12 protein-coding genes are annotated in these 18,379 nt (G+C 36.7%); 11 read left to right on the forward strand and 1 reads right to left on the reverse strand.

The genetic code is table 11. The features are described from left to right. The 9 genes from IO90_RS18585 to IO90_RS05810 form a co-directional block, all read left to right on the forward strand. The coding region (locus IO90_RS18585) for a transposase (RefSeq protein ID WP_034965284.1) at positions 1 to 276 on the forward strand (276 nt) is incomplete at its 5' end. A gap of 341 nt (positions 277 to 617) precedes the next feature. Further along, complete coding sequence (lysS, locus tag IO90_RS05775) at positions 618 to 2,318, forward strand: lysine--tRNA ligase (protein ID WP_034964929.1); 1,701 nt, start codon at positions 618 to 620, stop codon at positions 2,316 to 2,318. Between the two features lie 528 nt (positions 2,319 to 2,846). Further along, on the forward strand, positions 2,847 to 7,379 hold the full coding sequence (gltB, locus tag IO90_RS05780) for a glutamate synthase large subunit (RefSeq protein WP_051878383.1): 4,533 nt from the start codon (positions 2,847 to 2,849) through the stop codon (positions 7,377 to 7,379). Then, the gene (locus tag IO90_RS05785) at positions 7,379 to 8,806 is read left to right on the forward strand and encodes a glutamate synthase subunit beta (RefSeq protein ID WP_034964930.1); all 1,428 of its coding nucleotides are present in this window, start codon (positions 7,379 to 7,381) and stop codon (positions 8,804 to 8,806) included. Before gltB ends, IO90_RS05785 begins: the two co-directional genes overlap by 1 nt. A 221-nt stretch (positions 8,807 to 9,027) precedes the next feature. Continuing rightward, positions 9,028 to 10,194: a hypothetical protein gene (locus IO90_RS05790; RefSeq protein WP_131450831.1), complete on the forward strand. Its 1,167-nt coding sequence runs from the start codon at positions 9,028 to 9,030 to the stop codon at positions 10,192 to 10,194. Between the two features lie 222 nt (positions 10,195 to 10,416). Further along, complete coding sequence (gene gyrB, locus IO90_RS05795) at positions 10,417 to 12,351, forward strand: DNA topoisomerase (ATP-hydrolyzing) subunit B (RefSeq protein WP_034964935.1); 1,935 nt, start codon at positions 10,417 to 10,419, stop codon at positions 12,349 to 12,351. Positions 12,352 to 12,460: 109 nt separating this feature from the next. After that, the gene (locus tag IO90_RS05800) at positions 12,461 to 13,255 is read left to right on the forward strand and encodes an RsiV family protein (protein ID WP_034964937.1); all 795 of its coding nucleotides are present in this window, start codon (positions 12,461 to 12,463) and stop codon (positions 13,253 to 13,255) included. Between the two features lies 1 nt (position 13,256). Further along, the gene (locus IO90_RS05805; RefSeq protein ID WP_034964938.1) at positions 13,257 to 13,706 is read left to right on the forward strand and encodes a DUF6526 family protein; all 450 of its coding nucleotides are present in this window, start codon (positions 13,257 to 13,259) and stop codon (positions 13,704 to 13,706) included. A gap of 129 nt (positions 13,707 to 13,835) precedes the next feature. Next, complete coding sequence (locus IO90_RS05810) at positions 13,836 to 14,684, forward strand: diacylglycerol/lipid kinase family protein (protein WP_034964940.1); 849 nt, start codon at positions 13,836 to 13,838, stop codon at positions 14,682 to 14,684. 49 nt (positions 14,685 to 14,733) lie between these two features. Here the strand turns inward: IO90_RS05810 and IO90_RS05815 are convergent, their stop codons facing one another. Continuing rightward, positions 14,734 to 15,807 carry an SEFIR domain-containing protein gene (locus IO90_RS05815; protein WP_034964941.1) on the reverse strand — a complete coding sequence of 358 codons (1,074 nt, stop codon included), beginning with the start codon at positions 15,805 to 15,807 and terminating at the stop codon, positions 14,734 to 14,736. Positions 15,808 to 15,992: 185 nt separating this feature from the next. On the opposite strand from IO90_RS05815, the gene IO90_RS05820 reads away from it, so the two are divergent. Both IO90_RS05820 and lpxD read left to right on the forward strand, forming a co-directional pair. Further along, complete coding sequence (locus IO90_RS05820; RefSeq protein ID WP_034964943.1) at positions 15,993 to 17,207, forward strand: HD domain-containing protein; 1,215 nt, start codon at positions 15,993 to 15,995, stop codon at positions 17,205 to 17,207. 104 nt (positions 17,208 to 17,311) lie between these two features. Beyond that, entirely contained in the window at positions 17,312 to 18,334 is a 1,023-nt protein-coding gene (lpxD, locus tag IO90_RS05825; protein ID WP_034964944.1) for a UDP-3-O-(3-hydroxymyristoyl)glucosamine N-acyltransferase, read from the forward strand. Positions 18,335 to 18,379 lie beyond the last annotated feature (45 nt).

The following is an 18,379-nucleotide window of genomic DNA, read 5'->3' on the forward strand; positions in this document are numbered from 1 at the left end:
TTTGACCATCAGTCAGGCAGTTCGATACGGTTTAGGCCACGAGTATCGATGTTCAGCGATAGATCTCTGAAAAGTGTTCTACATCTTGCCTCGATGAGTGTGATACGGTCTGAGAATGACTTGCGGAGCTATTACTTGAGAAAAGTGTCTGAAGGAAAAAATAAGATGTTGGTTTTGAACAATATACGCAACAAAATCATTCACCGTATTTTTGCAGTGGTGAACTCCGGCAGAAATTACGAGAAAAACTACCAAAATAATTTGGTTTGTCCATAGAAATCAAGTCGGGCTGAAGATTCAACATATAATCGAATGTTACAATAAATTACACGATTTGTCATTCCATAGGAAACCTAGAGAAGTGGTAACGAAGTCAATATCAGCGGTCTAGATTCTACAGAATGACAAATAATATGTTTTAAAGTAAATCTGTAAAATTAGCTAAATCTTAGAGACTTTTAAAATCTTCTCTGAGTGAAAAGCCTTTGTGAACCCAAAATATTTTCAATAATTTCAAAAAACTTAGCGTGCTTTGCGTTCAAATTCACAGCAAAAAATTTAACTTCCATAAACATTTTAAAATCACTATTTTTGCAATTCCAAAAAATTGAATTAAAATGTCATTATCAGAACAGGAAATTATCCGTCGCGAAAAATTGCAAAAACTGACCGACCTGGGAATCGATGCATTCCCGGCCGCTGAATACAAAATCACCGATTCCACGAAGTCTATAAAACAGGATTTCCAAGAAGGGAAGAGGGTGGTGATTGCTGGAAGGTTGATGTCCAGAAGAATTCAGGGGAAGGCAAGTTTTGCAGAATTGCAGGATTCTGAAGGTAAGATCCAGGTTTATTTTAACCGAGACGAGATTTGTACTGGTGAAGACAAGACTTTATACAACGAAGTGTACAAGCATCTTCTAGACATCGGCGACATCATCGGCGTGGAAGGTGAATTGTTCAACACGCAAGTTGGCGAGATGACCGTGAAGGTAACCAATTTTCAAATCTTGACCAAAACACTTCGCCCGCTTCCGCAGCCAAGAACTGACGAAAATGGAGTGGTGCACGATGCGTTCAACGATGCTGAATTGCGTTACAGACAGCGTTATGTCGATTTGATTGTAAATCCTCAAGTGAAAGAAATCTTCGTGAAAAGAACAAAATTGTTCAATGCAATGAGAACTTTCTTCAATGATGCTGGTTATTTCGAGGTAGAAACGCCAATTCTTCAATCGATTCCGGGTGGCGCTGCGGCAAGACCTTTTATCACGCATCACAACGCTTTGGATATTCCATTATATCTTAGAATTGCGAACGAATTATATTTGAAAAGATTGATAGTTGGTGGATTTGACGGTGTTTATGAATTCTCGAAAAACTTCAGAAATGAAGGAATGGACAGAACCCACAATCCTGAATTTACCGCAATGGAAATCTATGTGGCGTACAAAGATTACAATTGGATGATGGATTTCACCGAGAAATTGCTGGAGTTCTGCGCAACTTCTGTGAATGGTGCTTCGGAATCCACTTTCGGAGAACACACCATCAGCTGGAAAGCACCTTATCCAAGAGTTTCTATGACGGAAGCCATCTTGAAATATACAGGTTTCGACATCACTGGAAAATCTGAGCAGGAATTATTTGATTTCGCCAGATCTATCGGAATCGATGTGAATGAAACAATGGGTAAAGGAAAATTGATCGACGAGATCTTCGGAGAGAAATGCGAAGGAAACTTCATCCAACCAACTTTTATTACAGATTATCCTGTGGAAATGTCGCCTTTGACCAAAAAACATAGAACACAAGAAGGTTTGACCGAGCGTTTCGAATTGATGGTTTGCGGTAAAGAGATTGCGAATGCTTATTCTGAGCTTAATGACCCGATTGACCAGAGAGAACGTTTCGAAGAACAATTGAAATTAGCCGAAAAAGGTGATGACGAGGCAACAGGTTTCATCGACGAAGATTTCCTAAGAGCTTTGGAGTACGGGATGCCACCAACATCTGGATTAGGAATCGGAATGGACAGATTGATCATGTTCCTGACCAATAATCCATCCATTCAGGAAGTTCTTTTCTTCCCACAAATGAGACCAGAGAAAGTGGTTCCAAAAGTAGAGTTAGGAGAAGATGAAAAAGTAATTCTGGAAATCCTTAATTCTCAGGAAGAACCTTTAGAACTTAATGAAGTTAAAAATCGTTCTCAATTGTCCGGAAAGAAATGGGACAAAGCATCGAAAACTTTAACTAAAAATAATTTGGTAAAAGTTGATAAGATTGATGAGGTTTTGTGGATGAAATTAGTTTAATGATTTCCTAAAAATATTAATGACCCTGCTTGTAAAAGTGGGGTTTTTTATTGATTTAATATCAATTTGATGATATGTATATTGAATTAGCATTTTGTTAATTTCTACACCATTTTTGTACTCTGTTTTAATTTTTAGTTTTTTTTAATTTCTACCACGTAAAAGTTATAGGAATTTTATGATAAACTGAATTTTTAAATTTATACCTCATATTTTTATAGGGTATGTCTTAATTAAGTTCATTCTCAAAAATTATCATCATTTTAAAGAGTTTCTCTAGAAGATATTCTAATTAAAATGAATGCTTTTTAATTAACGCATTCATCTTCAGTTATTTAAATATTTTCAATATTAATTTAATTTTAACAGATAATCACCTAGTATTAATTTAATGTAAATTATTGGTAAAAATTATATTATTTTATTGATTTTAATTCTAATTATGTTTTATATAATTGTTGAATTGTAATTTAAAATCATTTTTCTTTCTTTTTTCATTAAATTTGGTTATATACAAAAAAAATGAAGATGAAAAGAGCCAAGGAAATTTCTCAAAATTCAAATCCAAAAAACCAAGGACTTTATTTACCCGAAACAGAATTCGATTCCTGCGGCGTCGGTTTTGTTGCTAATATTAAAGGTGTCAAAAGTTTCAAGATCGTAAGCGACGCCATTACAATGCTCGAAAATATGGAGCATCGTGGTGCGACCGGCTACGAAAGCAATACTGGAGACGGCGCAGGAATTCAAATTCAAATTCCGCACGAGTTACTCTACGATGAAGCACTCAATTACGGAATCGACCTTCCAGAGCCGGGACATTACGGACTTGGAATGCTTTTCTTTCCTCAGAACAATTTCATCAGACAAGAATGTAAAGAGATCATTGAGCAATCTGCTGAGAAGTTAGGGATTAAAATCTTAGGTTATCGTCCGGTTCCTGTCAACAATTTGGATCTTGGTGACCTGGCAAAAAGCGTAGAGCCTGTAATGGAGATGCTTTTTGTCGAACGTCCTTACGATACGGAAACTGAAAAAGACCTTGAAAGAAAGCTCTTTGTTTTCAAAAATTATATTTCACATCAGATTATGAGTGTGACCAGCAATGATCCCATTGGTTTCTACGTCGCCTCATTCTCGTGCAAAAAACTAATATACAAAGGACAATTGCGTTCTGTTCAGATCCGAAATTATTTCAAAGATCTCACGGATCCGAGACTTCGTTCCGCTTTTGGAATGGTGCATTCCCGTTTTGCCACAAACACAAATCCAACGTGGAGTTTGGCGCAACCTTTCCGATTTTTAGCGCATAATGGCGAGATCAATACAATTGGCGGAAACCTCAATTGGCTTCGGTCATCCGAAAAAACATTTGAAAGTCCCAATTTCACAGCGCAGGAAATGGACATGATCTTGCCGATCACAAAACCAGGACAATCCGACTCCTCTTATCTGGACAATATGGTCGAGTTGCTTTATCATTCAGGTCGATCTCTTCCACATACGATGATGATGTTGATTCCCGAAGCTTGGGATGGTCACGACCAGATGGATTCTTACAAAAAAGATTTTTACGAATTCCACGCCTGTATGATGGAACCTTGGGATGGTCCGGCTTCCATATCATTTACCGATGGCGATATCATCGGTGCAACGCTTGATAGAAATGGACTTCGCCCTTCGAGGTATTGCGTAACTTCGGATGACCGCGTGATTATGGCATCTGAATCTGGTGCTTTGCCGGTTGACCCACAAAAAGTCATCAAGCGAGGTCGTCTTCAACCTGGAAAAATGTTCTTGGTGGATATGAAAAAGGGCGAAATCATCAGCGATGAAGAACTGAAGAAAGAGATTTGTACTTCACAACCGTACCGAGATTGGTTGGATAAAATGAATATCAATATCAACGAATTACCAAGTCCGAAAATCCGTTTCAACAAATTACAGTCCGAGGATATTTTCAAATATCAAAAAGCGTTTGGGTATTCCAGAGAAGATTTGGATGTCATTATCAAAGAAATGGCGGAACTCGGAAAAGAACCGATTGGTTCTATGGGTTTCGATGCGCCGTTGGCTGTTCTTAGTGAGAAACCACAACATTTAAGTTCTTATTTCAAACAATTATTCGCCCAGGTTACAAATCCACCAATCGACCCAATTCGTGAAAAATTGGTAATGTCACTCACAACAATTATTGGCGGAAGCGGTAATCTTTTGCAAGAGGATAAAAATTTTGCTCACTCCATCAAACTTGATAATCCGATTCTTAATAATGAACAATTAGAAAAACTTCGAAGTGTTGATACGGGGAAATTTCAGTCTAAGACAATTTACACTTATTTCAAAGCCGACGGAAAAGATGGAAATCTTAGAAAAGCAATTGACAGGATTTGCCGTTACGCAACAGATGCGGTGGATGACGGTTTCGAGGTGATTGTGCTTTCCGACCGTTCGATGGATTCAGGTCACGCAACTATTCCTTCACTATTGGCTTGTTCGGCTGTTCATCACCATTTGATTCGAAAAGGTGTTCGCAGAAAAGTAGGTTTGGTGATGGAAGCTGGCGATGTTTGGGAAGTTCATCATTTTGCGTCTTTGCTGGGATTTGGCGCTACGGCTATCAATCCTTATTTGGCTCTGGCAAGCATCAGAGAAATGTTTCATAAGAATGAATTTGGTGAAGAAGCTGACCTTGACCAATTAAAATACAATTACAAAAAAGCAGTCGGCGATGGATTGTTGAAGATATTTTCCAAAATGGGGATTTCTACGTTACAATCTTATCACGGTGCACAGATTTTCGAGATCATTGGAATTGATAAAGCGGTTGTCAATACTTGTTTTACAGGAGCGATTTCCAGAATCAACGGCGTTGGCTTTGATGAAATTGCCAAAGAAGCTTTAGTTAAACATTTCAATGCGTTCGGAACAAAACTTCCGCAAAAAGTATTGGAACCAGGCGGAATCTATCAATGGAAACCGGAAAATGAATACCATCAATTCAATCCACAATCTGTCCATCTTTTGCAACAGGCGACGTGGAAAGACCGTTATGATTTGTTTAAAAAATATTCAAGAACGGTCAATCAATTATCCGAGAAAGCTTCTTTATTAAGAGGTTTGATGGATTTTAAAAATGACCGAGAAGCGATTTCGATTGATGAAGTTGAGTCTTTGGAAAATATTCTGAAACGTTTTGCAACTGGTGCAATGTCTTTCGGTTCAATTTCGTGGGAAGCGCACACAACACTCGCGATTGCGATGAATAGAATCGGCGCAAAAAGCAATACGGGCGAAGGTGGCGAAGATGAAAATCGTTATACCATTAATGAAAATGGAGATGATATGCGTTCGGCAATTAAGCAGGTTGCGTCTGGAAGATTTGGAGTGACGGCGAGATATTTAGCGGAAGCAGAAGAGATTCAAATCAAAATGGCACAAGGTGCAAAACCAGGCGAAGGCGGGCAATTACCAGGATTCAAAGTGGATGAATGGATTGGAAAAACCAGACATTCCACGCCGGGCGTTGGTTTGATTTCGCCACCACCGCATCACGATATTTATTCTATTGAGGATTTGGCGCAGTTGATATTTGATTTGAAAAATGCCAATCGCCACGCAAGAATTTCAGTCAAATTGGTTTCAAAAGCCGGCGTCGGAACGATTGCTTCCGGCGTTGCAAAAGCGAAAGCCGACCATATTCTGATTTCAGGTTATGACGGCGGAACCGGCGCTTCTCCTTTGAGTTCAACAAGGCACACAGGTTTGCCTTGGGAATTGGGATTGGCGGAAACACAGCAAACATTAATTAAAAATAAACTTCGCCAGCGCGTGACTGTACAGGTTGACGGTCAGGTAAAAACCGGACGCGATATCGTAATTGCCACTTTGCTTGGCGCGGAAGAATGGGGAATTTCCACGTCTGCGTTGATTGTTGAAGGTTGTATTCTGATGAGAAAATGTCATCTCAATACTTGTCCGGTCGGAATAGCAACTCAGAATGAGGAACTTAGGAAAAAGTTCAAAGGAAAAGCAGAACATTTGGTGAGTTATTTCACTTTTCTGGCGATGGAGGTTAGAGAAATAATGGCGAGTTTAGGATTTAGAACGATTGATGAAATGGTAGGACAATCACAATGTTTGACCACGAAAAAAGATATCTCATTCTGGAAGCATAAAAATATTGACTTAAGTCCGATTCTCTTCAAACCAGAAACCGATTTATCAATCATTAAAAATGAAAATCAAGACCACGGCATCGATGATTCGCTATCCTGGAAAATGTTGGAAGCTTCGAAGTTGGCTATTGAAGAAAATGGGAATGCTGAAGCTTATTTTCAAATTAAAAATACGGACAGAACGGTCGGGACAATTCTCTCTCACGAATTGACTAAAAAATATCATTCAGAAGGAATGTTAGATGATTCTCTGAAATTCAATTTTAAAGGAACGGCCGGACAAAGTTTTGGCGCGTTTTGCAACAAAGGAATTACGATGATTCTGGAAGGTGATGCTAACGATTATTTCGGAAAAGGACTTTCAGGAGCTAAACTGGCAGTTTATCACGATAAGGAATCTGTCATCAAAGCGCACGAAAATAGCATCATCGGAAATGTCGCTTTATACGGCGCAACTTCGGGGAAAATCTTTGTTTCTGGAATAGCAGGCGAGCGTTTTGCAGTTCGGAATTCCGGTGCAACTGCAGTTGTAGAAGGCGTCGGCGACCACGGTTGCGAATATATGACTGGCGGAACGGTGTTGATTCTTGGTGGTGTCGGAAGGAATTTCGGAGCGGGCATGAGTGGTGGAATTGCCTACGTTTGGGATATTGAACGGTCTTTGGAAGAGAATTTCAATCCTGATATGGCAAACCTGGAAGAGATTACGGAAGACGATAAATTAATTATTAATGATTTGATTAAAGAACATTTCGAAATGACGAATAGTGAACTGGCTTCATATTTATTAAGTGATTTCGAAAATAATTTAAAACACATTATCAAAGTCTATCCTCGTGACTACAAAAAAGCGATTGAAAATAAAATAAATGAATTGAAATAATGGGAAAAGCAGACGGATTTTTATTATATGATAGAGAGTTGCCGAAGAAACTTCCTGTGGAAGAAAGGATTCAGCATTACAAAGAATTTTACAAACCGATTTCCGAAGATTATCTTCACAAACAATCGTCGCGGTGTATGAGTTGTGGCGTTCCGTTTTGCCAAAGTGGCTGTCCGCTTGGGAATATGATTCCGGAATTCAATGAAGCGGTTTACAAGGAGCAATGGGAAAAGGCTTATCAATTATTGATTTCAACCAACAATTTCCCCGAGTTTACAGGTAGAATTTGCCCTGCACCTTGCGAAGGCGCTTGTGTTTTGGGAATTAACAGTTTGCCGGTTGCGATAGAAGAAGTTGAAAAAAATATCATTGAGATTGCTTTCGAAAAAAGTTTTGCTAAACCAATTATTCCAAAATTCAGAACGGAGAAAAAAGTGGCAGTAGTCGGTTCTGGACCAGCAGGTTTGGCGTCTGCATATCAATTAAATCAAATGGGACATCAAGTCACGGTTTTTGAACGTGACCCCGAAATTGGTGGCTTATTGAGGTTTGGAATCCCGGATTTTAAACTGGATAAAAACATCGTCGAACGCAGAGTTCAGTGGATGAAGGAAGAGGGGATTGAATTTAAAACGAATGTCAATGTCGGTGTCAATTATTCTGTGGAAGAACTCAATCGGAATTTTGATGCGGTGGTTCTGGCCTTGGGAAGTACAGTTCCGAGAGAATTGATGATTCCGAATCGTGATGCAAAAGGCGTTCATTTCGCGATGGATTATCTTTCTCAAAGCAATAAAAAAGTCAGTGGAATTTCATTTAATGAAAACGATATTGATGCAAAAGGGAAGAAAGTCGTCGTGATTGGCGGTGGCGATACGGGTTCAGACTGTATTGGCACTTCAAATCGTCAGGGTGCGGAAGTCGTATATCAAATCTATTACAAACCGATGCAACCAACCGAGCGCGACGAAACGATGCCTTGGCCGAAAATGCCGATGACTTTGCATATCACGTCGTCTCACGAGGAAGGCGTTGACAGGAAATGGTCTGTCAATTCCAAAGAGTTTGTGAAGGATGAAAACGGAAATCTGACCGGAATCCGCCTCGTAGAAGCAGAATGGACAAAAGATGCCGACGGAAAATGGAATCTGTACACAGAAAAACCAAATTCAGAATTTGTCATCGATTGCGATTTGGCTTTCATTGCGTTGGGTTACACACACGTTGAGCACAAGGGTTTGGTGGAAGATTTGGATATCAACCTCGACCCGAAGGGAAATCTCATCGGAAATGATAAGGAATTTAAAACCAATCAGACAAAATATTTCTCTTGTGGCGATGCGAGAAAAGGGCAGAGTTTGGTGGTTTGGGCGATTGCTGAAGGAAGGAAATGTGCGCAGAAAGTGGATGAGTTTTTGGGTGAGTAAATATTATTCTTAAATAAGTTAATTGTAAAAATCGAGCTATTTTAATTCGATTGTATTATTGTTTGAAAACTCCAACATTTTAATTTTAATGTATTTGTTTCAGAAAAATAAATACTCTTAATTGATAAAAAAAGCTAATGAAAAAGATCTGTATTTCCTTCTTTACATTATTTTCCATTGTTGTGTATTGTCAATTTAGGCAATCTGTTAGAAACATATTTATGCAACAAGGGGAGTATCGTAGTCTGCCAAAAGATTACAATTTCCTTATGGATAATATGAGGCTTCATAATGAAAGTATTTATTTCCAAAATCTTCAATTTTCACAAGGGAAAGGCGGTGGATTTAAATCTTTGGACTTGATATTTTTTAATAATGTAAAATATGAATTTCTTAATATTGGTTTTGAAATAAAAACCACTGGAAAAGATAAAATTGGACAAAGAGAGGTTACGATTGTTCCTGCAAGGGCAAATGATACTTGGAAGGGCAGCGATGTTGTGGATTTTAATAAATATAATCCAAAAGACAATCTTACTAATTTCTTTTTTATGAAATATTTTTTGAATATCTCGGATGCAGATTTACTGGCACATTTTATCAATAATGCTAACTCTGTACAAATTCCTAAACCAATAAAAAAAAGGGAAAGTGTTGTTACCGTATCTACAGAAGAGCTAGAACGTGAGAGGAAAAGAAATGAATCAAACTTGAAATTATTCATTAATGATATTAATAAAGTCAACAAGATTAATATAAATTCAGACGAATATGAAAAATCGGGTAAAAGTTTAGATGATTTATGTAAAGAAATTAATAAGCAAATGCCGGATTCTGACTGTGGTTTTTCTGCATATAAAACTTACATTGCTGATAATGATGAAAAGAGGGAGAGGGTTAATTTGGATATTTTTTACAGAAGTATTTCTTCGCAAAGTCTGGATAGGCTGACGGATGATTTTGTACTTCCAAGAGGTGATATCGAGTTTGATGAAAAAAAATTAAATTTAACTTTTCCGAAAGATTTATTTTTCAATACAGAACAAGAGAATAAGTCTGAGTTGAGTTTTTTTATTAATAAAATAGAACATCATTTGACTTACGATTTTGATAAAGAAACTTATGTATTGATAGTGAAGATTTTTCCATATTCCGATTCTCTTTCTTCTGATTTTAAATTCATAAGTCTTTATGATGATGTATTAAAGGGGAAAAATGTTACATCTGAAATTTTTGTGAATAAAAATGATTTTAAAAATATAGAGTTTTTAATCTATCCAGATAGATTGAAAATAAATGTTGTTTTTAAAAATAGAGAATATAATTATGATAAGATTTATGCTTTAAAAAAAGAAATAATTTTTAATAAAGCTAATTCTAAGAAATAAATAATTAAAATAAAATCGAGCTTTTATAGTTCGGTTTTTATTTTAAATCTAAAGCTTCCCTGTTAAAAACTTATACTTTCCACCTCAATTTAATCCTTTCGTATCTCGAAAAAAATCACGATATTTGTAAGCATTTTAACAAAATAATTTAACAAATTAAAAAGAAATATTCTCAAGCTAACTATTTGGAAGATTGAGTCTTATGTCTTTAATATAAAAAATATGAGTCAAAAAGAATATACAGCGAGTAGCATCCAGGCCCTGGAAGGAATGGAACACGTGAGGTTGAGACCATCAATGTACATCGGTGACGTTGGCGTGAGAGGTCTTCACCATTTGGTTTATGAAGTAGTGGACAACTCGATTGATGAGGCGCTGGCAGGCTATTGCGACACAATCAAAGTGACTATTCACGAAGGTGAAAGCATTTCTGTAAAAGATAATGGTCGTGGGATTCCGGTTGATTTCCACGAAAAAGAACAGAAATCTGCACTCGAGGTGGTAATGACCAAAATCGGAGCTGGTGGTAAATTCGATAAAGATTCTTACAAAGTTTCCGGTGGTCTTCACGGGGTTGGGGTTTCTTGTGTGAATGCACTTTCTACTTTGTTGGTGGCAACTGTTAGCCGTAACGGAAAACTGTATCAGCAAAAATATTCTGAAGGAAAAGCATTGGCAGATGTTGCCGAAATTGGAACGACTTCTGAAAGAGGAACTGAGGTTTTCTTCCAGCCGGACGGAACTATTTTCCAGGAATTGGTGTACAACTACGATACGTTGGCGAACAGACTTAGAGAGTTGTCTTTCCTTAACAAAGGAATTTCCATTACTTTGATTGATGAGAGACATCCAAACGAAGACGGAAGTTTCCAGTCAGAGATTTTCCATTCGGAAGGTGGACTTAGAGAATTCGTAGAATACATCGATGGAAACCGCGAATCCATTATGGAGAACGTGATTTTTATGGAAAGCGAAAGAGAAGGGATTCCTGTGGAAGTGGCGATGCGTTACAACACGTCATTTACAGAGAATTTGCACTCGTATGTTAATAATATCAACACACACGAAGGTGGAACGCACTTGGCAGGTTTTAGAAGAGCTTTGACAAGAACGCTTAAAAAATATGCGGATGACCTGGGGATTCCTGCAAAAGAAAAAGTGGAGATTACAGGCGACGATTTCCGTGAAGGATTGACTGCTGTGGTTTCTGTAAAAGTAATGGAACCTCAGTTCGAAGGTCAGACCAAAACCAAATTAGGTAACTCCGAAGTTTCTGGTGCGGTTGATAAAATTGTTGGCGAAATGCTGACAAACTTCCTTGAGGAAAATCCAAACGAAGCAAAAATCATCGTTCAGAAAGTTGTTTTGGCGGCGAAGGCAAGGCAGGCAGCGAAGAAAGCGAGAGAAATGGTTCAAAGAAAATCACCAATGGGTGGCTCTGGATTGCCAGGGAAATTGTCCGATTGTTCTTCCAAAGACCCAGCTGAATCAGAATTGTTCCTTGTAGAGGGAGATTCCGCAGGTGGAACGGCGAAACAAGGTCGTGACCGTCATTTCCAGGCGATTTTGCCTTTGAGAGGTAAGATTTTGAATGTTGAGAAATCAATGCTTCACAAAGTTTATGACAACGAGGAGATTAAAAATATCTACACAGCGCTTGGTGTTTCTGTAGGAACAGAGGAAGATTCCAAAGCTTTGAATATGAGTAAATTAAGATACCACAAAATCGTCATTATGACCGATGCGGATATCGATGGTTCTCACATCTCGACTTTGATTTTGACATTCTTCTTCCGTTTTATGAATGAGATGATTGAGAATGGATACATCTACATCGCGCAACCGCCTTTGTATCTTTTGAAAAAAGGAAATAAAAAAATCTATGCTTACAATGAGAAAGAGCGTGAACAATTCACTTTGGAATTGGCTCCGGACGGAAAAGGTGTTGAGGTTCAGCGTTATAAAGGTCTTGGGGAAATGAATCCTGAACAACTTTGGGAAACAACATTGAACCCAGAAAACAGAATCCTGAAACAAGTGACGATTGAAAATGCAGTAGAAGCAGATTCAACGTTCTCAATGTTGATGGGCGATGAGGTTCCACCAAGACGAGAATTTATAGAAAAGAACGCAGTCTACGCAAGAATAGACGTTTAAGTTGTAATTGAAACCTTCCAATTTTGGAAGGTTTTTTGTTATTGATTCAAAATTAAATTACCTCGAAATCGAAAGATTTTAATTATCATTAATGCAAAAAATATTAAATATGAAAAACTTAATCGCAATCTGCTCAATCGGAATTTTGCTTGCTTCGTGTACCAAGACTGAAGTCAAAACCGAAACAGGAACTCCTAACTCTGATAGCTTGAAAACTAAAAATTCCTTTGTGGTAGATTCTGTGAGAGTCGAGGATTCACTTGTCATAACGAAGAATCTTACTACAGCTTTCAACAAGCAATTGTTGGTTTTTCCTTCCATCAAAAATAAAGTCATTCTTGATAGCATTTACAAAGAAACGTTGGTTGAATCTAAAGCTTATGACAAAAATTCTTTGCAAGCTGATTTGACAAGACAGATGCAGGCAAGTTTCACGAAAACCAAAGAAGATTCCAAAGAATGGTCGCCAGACTTCAAACAAACTTGGGATGAAAATTCTGGGATGAAAGTTGTTTCGAACCGAGACAATATCCTCACCCTACTTTATTCTGGAGGCGGATATTCTGGTGGTGCGCATGGCTATTATTTTGAAAGTTACAAGGTTTTTGATTTGAACAAAAATTTGGTCATCAACCAAAATGATATTCTCAAAAATCCAAAGGATGTCGCTTGGGACAAGATTTTGAAAAGTCATTTTGATGAGCCTGAGCAGAAAGAAATGCTTTTGGAAGACAAAATTTATCCGAATAACAATTTCTATTTTGATGATAAAAAAATCACTTTTGTTTACAATCAATACGAGATTACGGCTTACGCAGCTGGCGTGGTTTACATCACCATCAACTTTTCTGAAATCAAAAATCTGCTGAAACCAGAGTTCATCACACAATATAAAATCAAATAAAATGAGCAACCAAAATCTTAAGAATTATCGCAAGTTTTATCCGTTGCATCATTTTGTGGTTTATCCGGCTTCTCTGATTTTGCTCATTTTTTCACTTTACAGATTATGGAAAAACATCAATGTCAACGAGGAGTTTGTATGGATTTGGACAGTGATTTCTTTCGCTTCAATTTTGATAATTCTAATATCATATATGTTGAGACAACACTACGCGGTTGAACTTCAGGACAGAATTATCATTAATGAATTCAAACTTCGCTATTTTACTTTGACAGGCACGAGACTTGAAAGTTTACCCTATCAATTTTCCGATTCTCAAATTTTTGCACTCAGATTTTCAGAAGACGAAGATTTGGTTGAATTAATGAGCAAAGCAAGCGAAAACGATTGGTCCGCTTCGAAAATTAAAGAAAATATCAGTCATTGGAAAGCTGATAATAAAAGGATATAATGTCCTTTAAGGAAAAAGTTTGATATATTGTCAGGCTGAGGTTCTCGAAGCCACATAAAATTAAAATGCCTTATAAAATAACTCAACAAAATACTCTGAAATCCTCAGAGTATTTTTACTTTTGAACCTATGAACGTAGCCTTCATCATCAACCCATTTTCCGCAAAGAAAAACTACCAACCTTTTTTGGACGAGCTTTCAAAAAAAGTGGATAATCCTCTGTTTCTTGTTTCGAAGTCGCTGGAAGATACAGATGCTTTCATTGATGAACATTGGAGTGATGTTGACGTTTTTGTAGCAGTTGGTGGCGATGGAACCATTTCTACAGTGGCAAAGAAGCTCATTAATTCAGAAAAAATTCTGGCAGTTTTCCCAGCGGGTTCGGGAAATGGATTTTCCAACGAAACGAATTTTAGCAAAAATATCTCCTTATTATTAGATAAAATTAAAAATGAGAAATTCCGTGAAATCGATACGTTTACGGTGAACGAACATTTCTCCATCAACGTTTCAGGAACTGGTTTTGACGGAAAAGTGGTGAAAGAATTTGAAAAGACCAATCGCGGTTTCAAAAATTACATCAAAGTTTCCATTGAGACTTTTTTCAATTACAAACCAATCACAATTAATTTTCTCGATTCCAAATTTCAATCCTATAACGGAACTTACTTAATGGTAAATGTCGCCAACACGCGCCAGTTTGGCAACAACGCCTACATCGCGCCAATGGCGAGCAAAAGTGATGGTTTGGTGGATTTGGTTTTGGTCAGGAAGTTTCCGCTTTATTATTCTCCGTTTTTTGCCTATCGAATGTTCACAAAACGTTTGAAGGACGACGATTACGTTTCTTATCTTCCCGTTTCAGAAGTGGAATTTGAAGTCAATACCAAAAATTGGCACATCGACGGCGAATTCAAAAAGATAAAATCTCCGATTTCTATCAAGGTTTTGCCGAAGAGTTTGCGGATTTTGGTTTGATTCTTTAAGTTGACGGTTGCTTCTAATTAGTGATTCAAACATTATATTACTATAATTTAAATGGTTTAATTTCAATTTTCTTAATCTCCACTTCATCATCATTTATATTTGAAAAATTAAGAATGTTTTCCTGTTTTATTTTACTGAATAAAATGTTAAAATTATTTTCATCTTGGTCTTTTTTTAAGTCAATAATTTCAGTTCCAAGAATTCCAGTTGGTGTGATTTTGTCAAATTTTTCACTACCAAATGATATGAAGATATATTTATTTTTGGAAGTTTTCATATCCTCGAGAATAATTTTAAATTCAGTTCCAACTCCACCAATAAAATTGTCTGCTCTTTCTTTGTACACTTCATTTAGAATTACAATCACTTTGTCACTTTTATCAATTCCTTTTATCATCATTTCATTAAAATTGATTGATGCTTCTTCTTGACTCTCTTTCTTATCCATAAAAGCATCAAACCCTTTTTCTCTAAGAAAATTCACAAATGAAATTACTTTAGAGTTGAATTCCTCATCTGTCCACGCATAGGTTATAAAAATTTTTTTGAATTTTTTGATTTCTGTAGTTATGATTTTTGTTTCTTCTGTTTTTTGTTTTTCAAAACGTATGAAGGATTGAATTAAATCTTGCCTTACCTTAGTTAAGATAAATTTAAGGCTCGATGTGGGGATTTTGTGATATAAATTCTTGATGTTAAGTTGTGGATAGGCTATGTGAAAACCGTCACTAATCATTTCAACTAACTTAGAATGTAATGGTTTTAAGCCAAAATTACTTGTTAAGGTTTCTAATGAGTTTTCTAGAAATGCAATACTATCGAAAACAGGTGATTCATTTATATCTATGCCTAATTGTTCTGAAATTTTTGAAAAGTTCATTGGGTATTCTCTGTGGATAGGATTTCCAAAAACATCATCTACATCTGCAACCATTTCACCAAGTATTTTTCTGTAATCTGGAAGGCTTTCAGTGGATTTATAACCTTCAATTTCTTTATTGATATGATTTGCGATTTCTATATCTCCATTTTTTTCGGCAAGATATTTTGCTTCTAATAATAATAGACTTAATTTGTTTTTTTCATTGTAAAGTTTTTCTAAAAAATCTTTCATCAGTATTTAAATATATTTTGACAAAAATAATGAAATTTAGCTTGCTCTTAAATGTTTAAAAATTCAAAAAATCAATTTGGCATTAGTAATAAGATTTTTTTGAGCCAAGATAATTTATAAAATAAACCACCAAAATTTCCCTATTTTTGTATCATTCATCAATAATCATTTATCAATTATAATCGGTGCAGAACAAACTCAAAATTATCAACGACCCCGTTCACGGCTTTATCAAAATTCCACACGAGATTCTGTTTGACGTCATAGAACATCCTTATTTTCAAAGACTAAGACGCATTTCGCAAACCGGCTTGCTTTCATTGATTTTTCCAGGCGCAAAACATACCAGATTTCACCACGCTCTTGGTGCAATGAATCTGATGTTCAAAGCATTGGAAACTTTGAAGCTGAAAGGAATTAAGATTTCAAAAGAGGAAGAGGAAGCGGCAATGTTGGCGATTTTGATGCACGATATTGGTCACGGTCCGTTTTCCCACGCCTTGGAAAACAGGTTGATGGACGATTGGCACCACGAGAAGATTTCGATTTTGTTGATGACCAGATTGAATGAAGAGTTTGATGGAAAATTAGATTTGGCGATTGAAATGTTCCAAGGGAAATACCACAGAATGTTTTTCAACCAATTGATTTCCTCGCAATTAGATGTTGATAGGATGGATTATTTGAAGCGTGACAGCTTCTATACAGGCGTTTCGGAAGGCGACGTGAATGTGGAAAGAATCATTTCAATGATGAACGTGAGCAACGAAAAATTGGTCATCGATGCAAAAGGAATTTATTCCATCGAAAATTATTTGACCGCCAGAATGTTTATGTATTGGCAGGTTTATTACCACAAAACAGCGGCGTTGGCAGAACACGTTTTGGTTCAGATTCTCAACAGGGCGAAATATTTGGTCTCGCAAAATTTGGAATTGGATGCGCCATCAAACCTAAAATATTTTTTGATTAAAAATAAATTTGATGAAGCCACGGAAGAAGACATCAGAAGATTCACAATGCTCGATGATATGGATGTTTTCCAGGCGATAAAAGAGTGGACGGAGAATCCTGATTTTATTTTAGCTAAGCTTTGCAAAGTGGTAATTTATAGAGATTTTCCGAAAAGTATCATTTCATCAAAACCATTTTCTGAAGAATTTATTCAAGAAAAAATTGATAAGACCAATCAATACTTTAATATCAATAATGCAGAAGAATTGGTTGGCCAGATTTCCAGAACGCTTTTGCCTTATGATACTGAAAAACAGCCGATTTATTTGATGAATAAAGTGGGTGAAACATTCAAATTAGAAGAATCGGAAAATCAGATTTTGTTTGGATGTATGGAAAATGCGACCAAGAAATACATCATTTATTTTCCAAGAGAGATTTTATAATTCATTATTTTTATTAATGTCGAAATTAATTTAAAGTAAAAACGGCTTTTGATTCGTCATAAAAAATTAATGGTTAATTAATAAAATATTTATCTTTGCAAACTATGGAATTTACTGCTCAACAAATTGCAAATTTTATAAACGGGAAAATCATCGGAAATCCCGAAGCGGTCATCACAGGCGTTTCTCCTATTGAGAATGGAGAGAAGGGACATTTGTCTTTCATTGGACAATCCAGATTTTTAGAATTTTTGGAGAATACAGAATGCGCAGTTCTAATTGTTTCAGAAAGCTTAATTGTAGAAAATAAAGATTACAAACCGGTAATCATTGCGGTGGAAGATGCTTATCTGTCTTTTCAGATCCTGATGAATCTTTATCAGGAAATGCAGGGTAGAAGAACAGGCATCGAAGCTGGATCTTTCTTTCACGAGACTGCAAAAGTTGGCGAAGATGTTTACATTGGTGCCTTCACTTATGTTTCAGAGAAAGCAACGGTTGGTGATGGCACGCAGATTTTTCCACACGTTTACATAGGCAAAGGTGTGAAGATTGGAAAAAATTGTAAAATTGATAGTGGCGCAAGAATATATGATTATTGTATCGTAGGTGATAATTGCGTCATACATTCCAACACGGTTGTTGGTGGTGACGGATTTGGTTTCCAGCCAACGGCAGAAGGTTTTAAAAAAATTCCACAACTAGGAAATGTCATCATAGAAGATGATGTTGAGATTGGTTCAAATTGCAGTATCGACCGTGCAACCATCGGTTCTACGGTCATCGGCAAAGGAACTAAAATCGATAATTTGATTCAAATTGCTCACAATGTGAAGATTGGTCAGAACAATGTGATTGCCGCTCAAGCTGGGATTGCAGGTTCTACTATTATTGGAGACTGGAATCAGATTGGAGGTCAAGTTGGAATCGTAGGTCATATCAAAATTGGTAATCAAGTCAAGATCCAAGCGCAAAGTGGCGTGAACCACGCGGCGAAAGATGGTGAGACACTTTATGGTTCGCCAGCAATTAATTATAGCGATTACAGAAGAAATTACGTACATTTCCGTAATTTTACCGACATAGTCAAGAGAATAAACGATTTAGAAAATAAAAAATCAGAGTAAAGGTATCAGGAGCCAAGACACAGTTCTTCCCGCCTCAAAACTATT

The sequence above is a fragment of the Chryseobacterium sp. FH1 genome, from assembly GCF_000735135.1.
GTDB lineage: Bacteria > Bacteroidota > Bacteroidia > Flavobacteriales > Weeksellaceae > Epilithonimonas.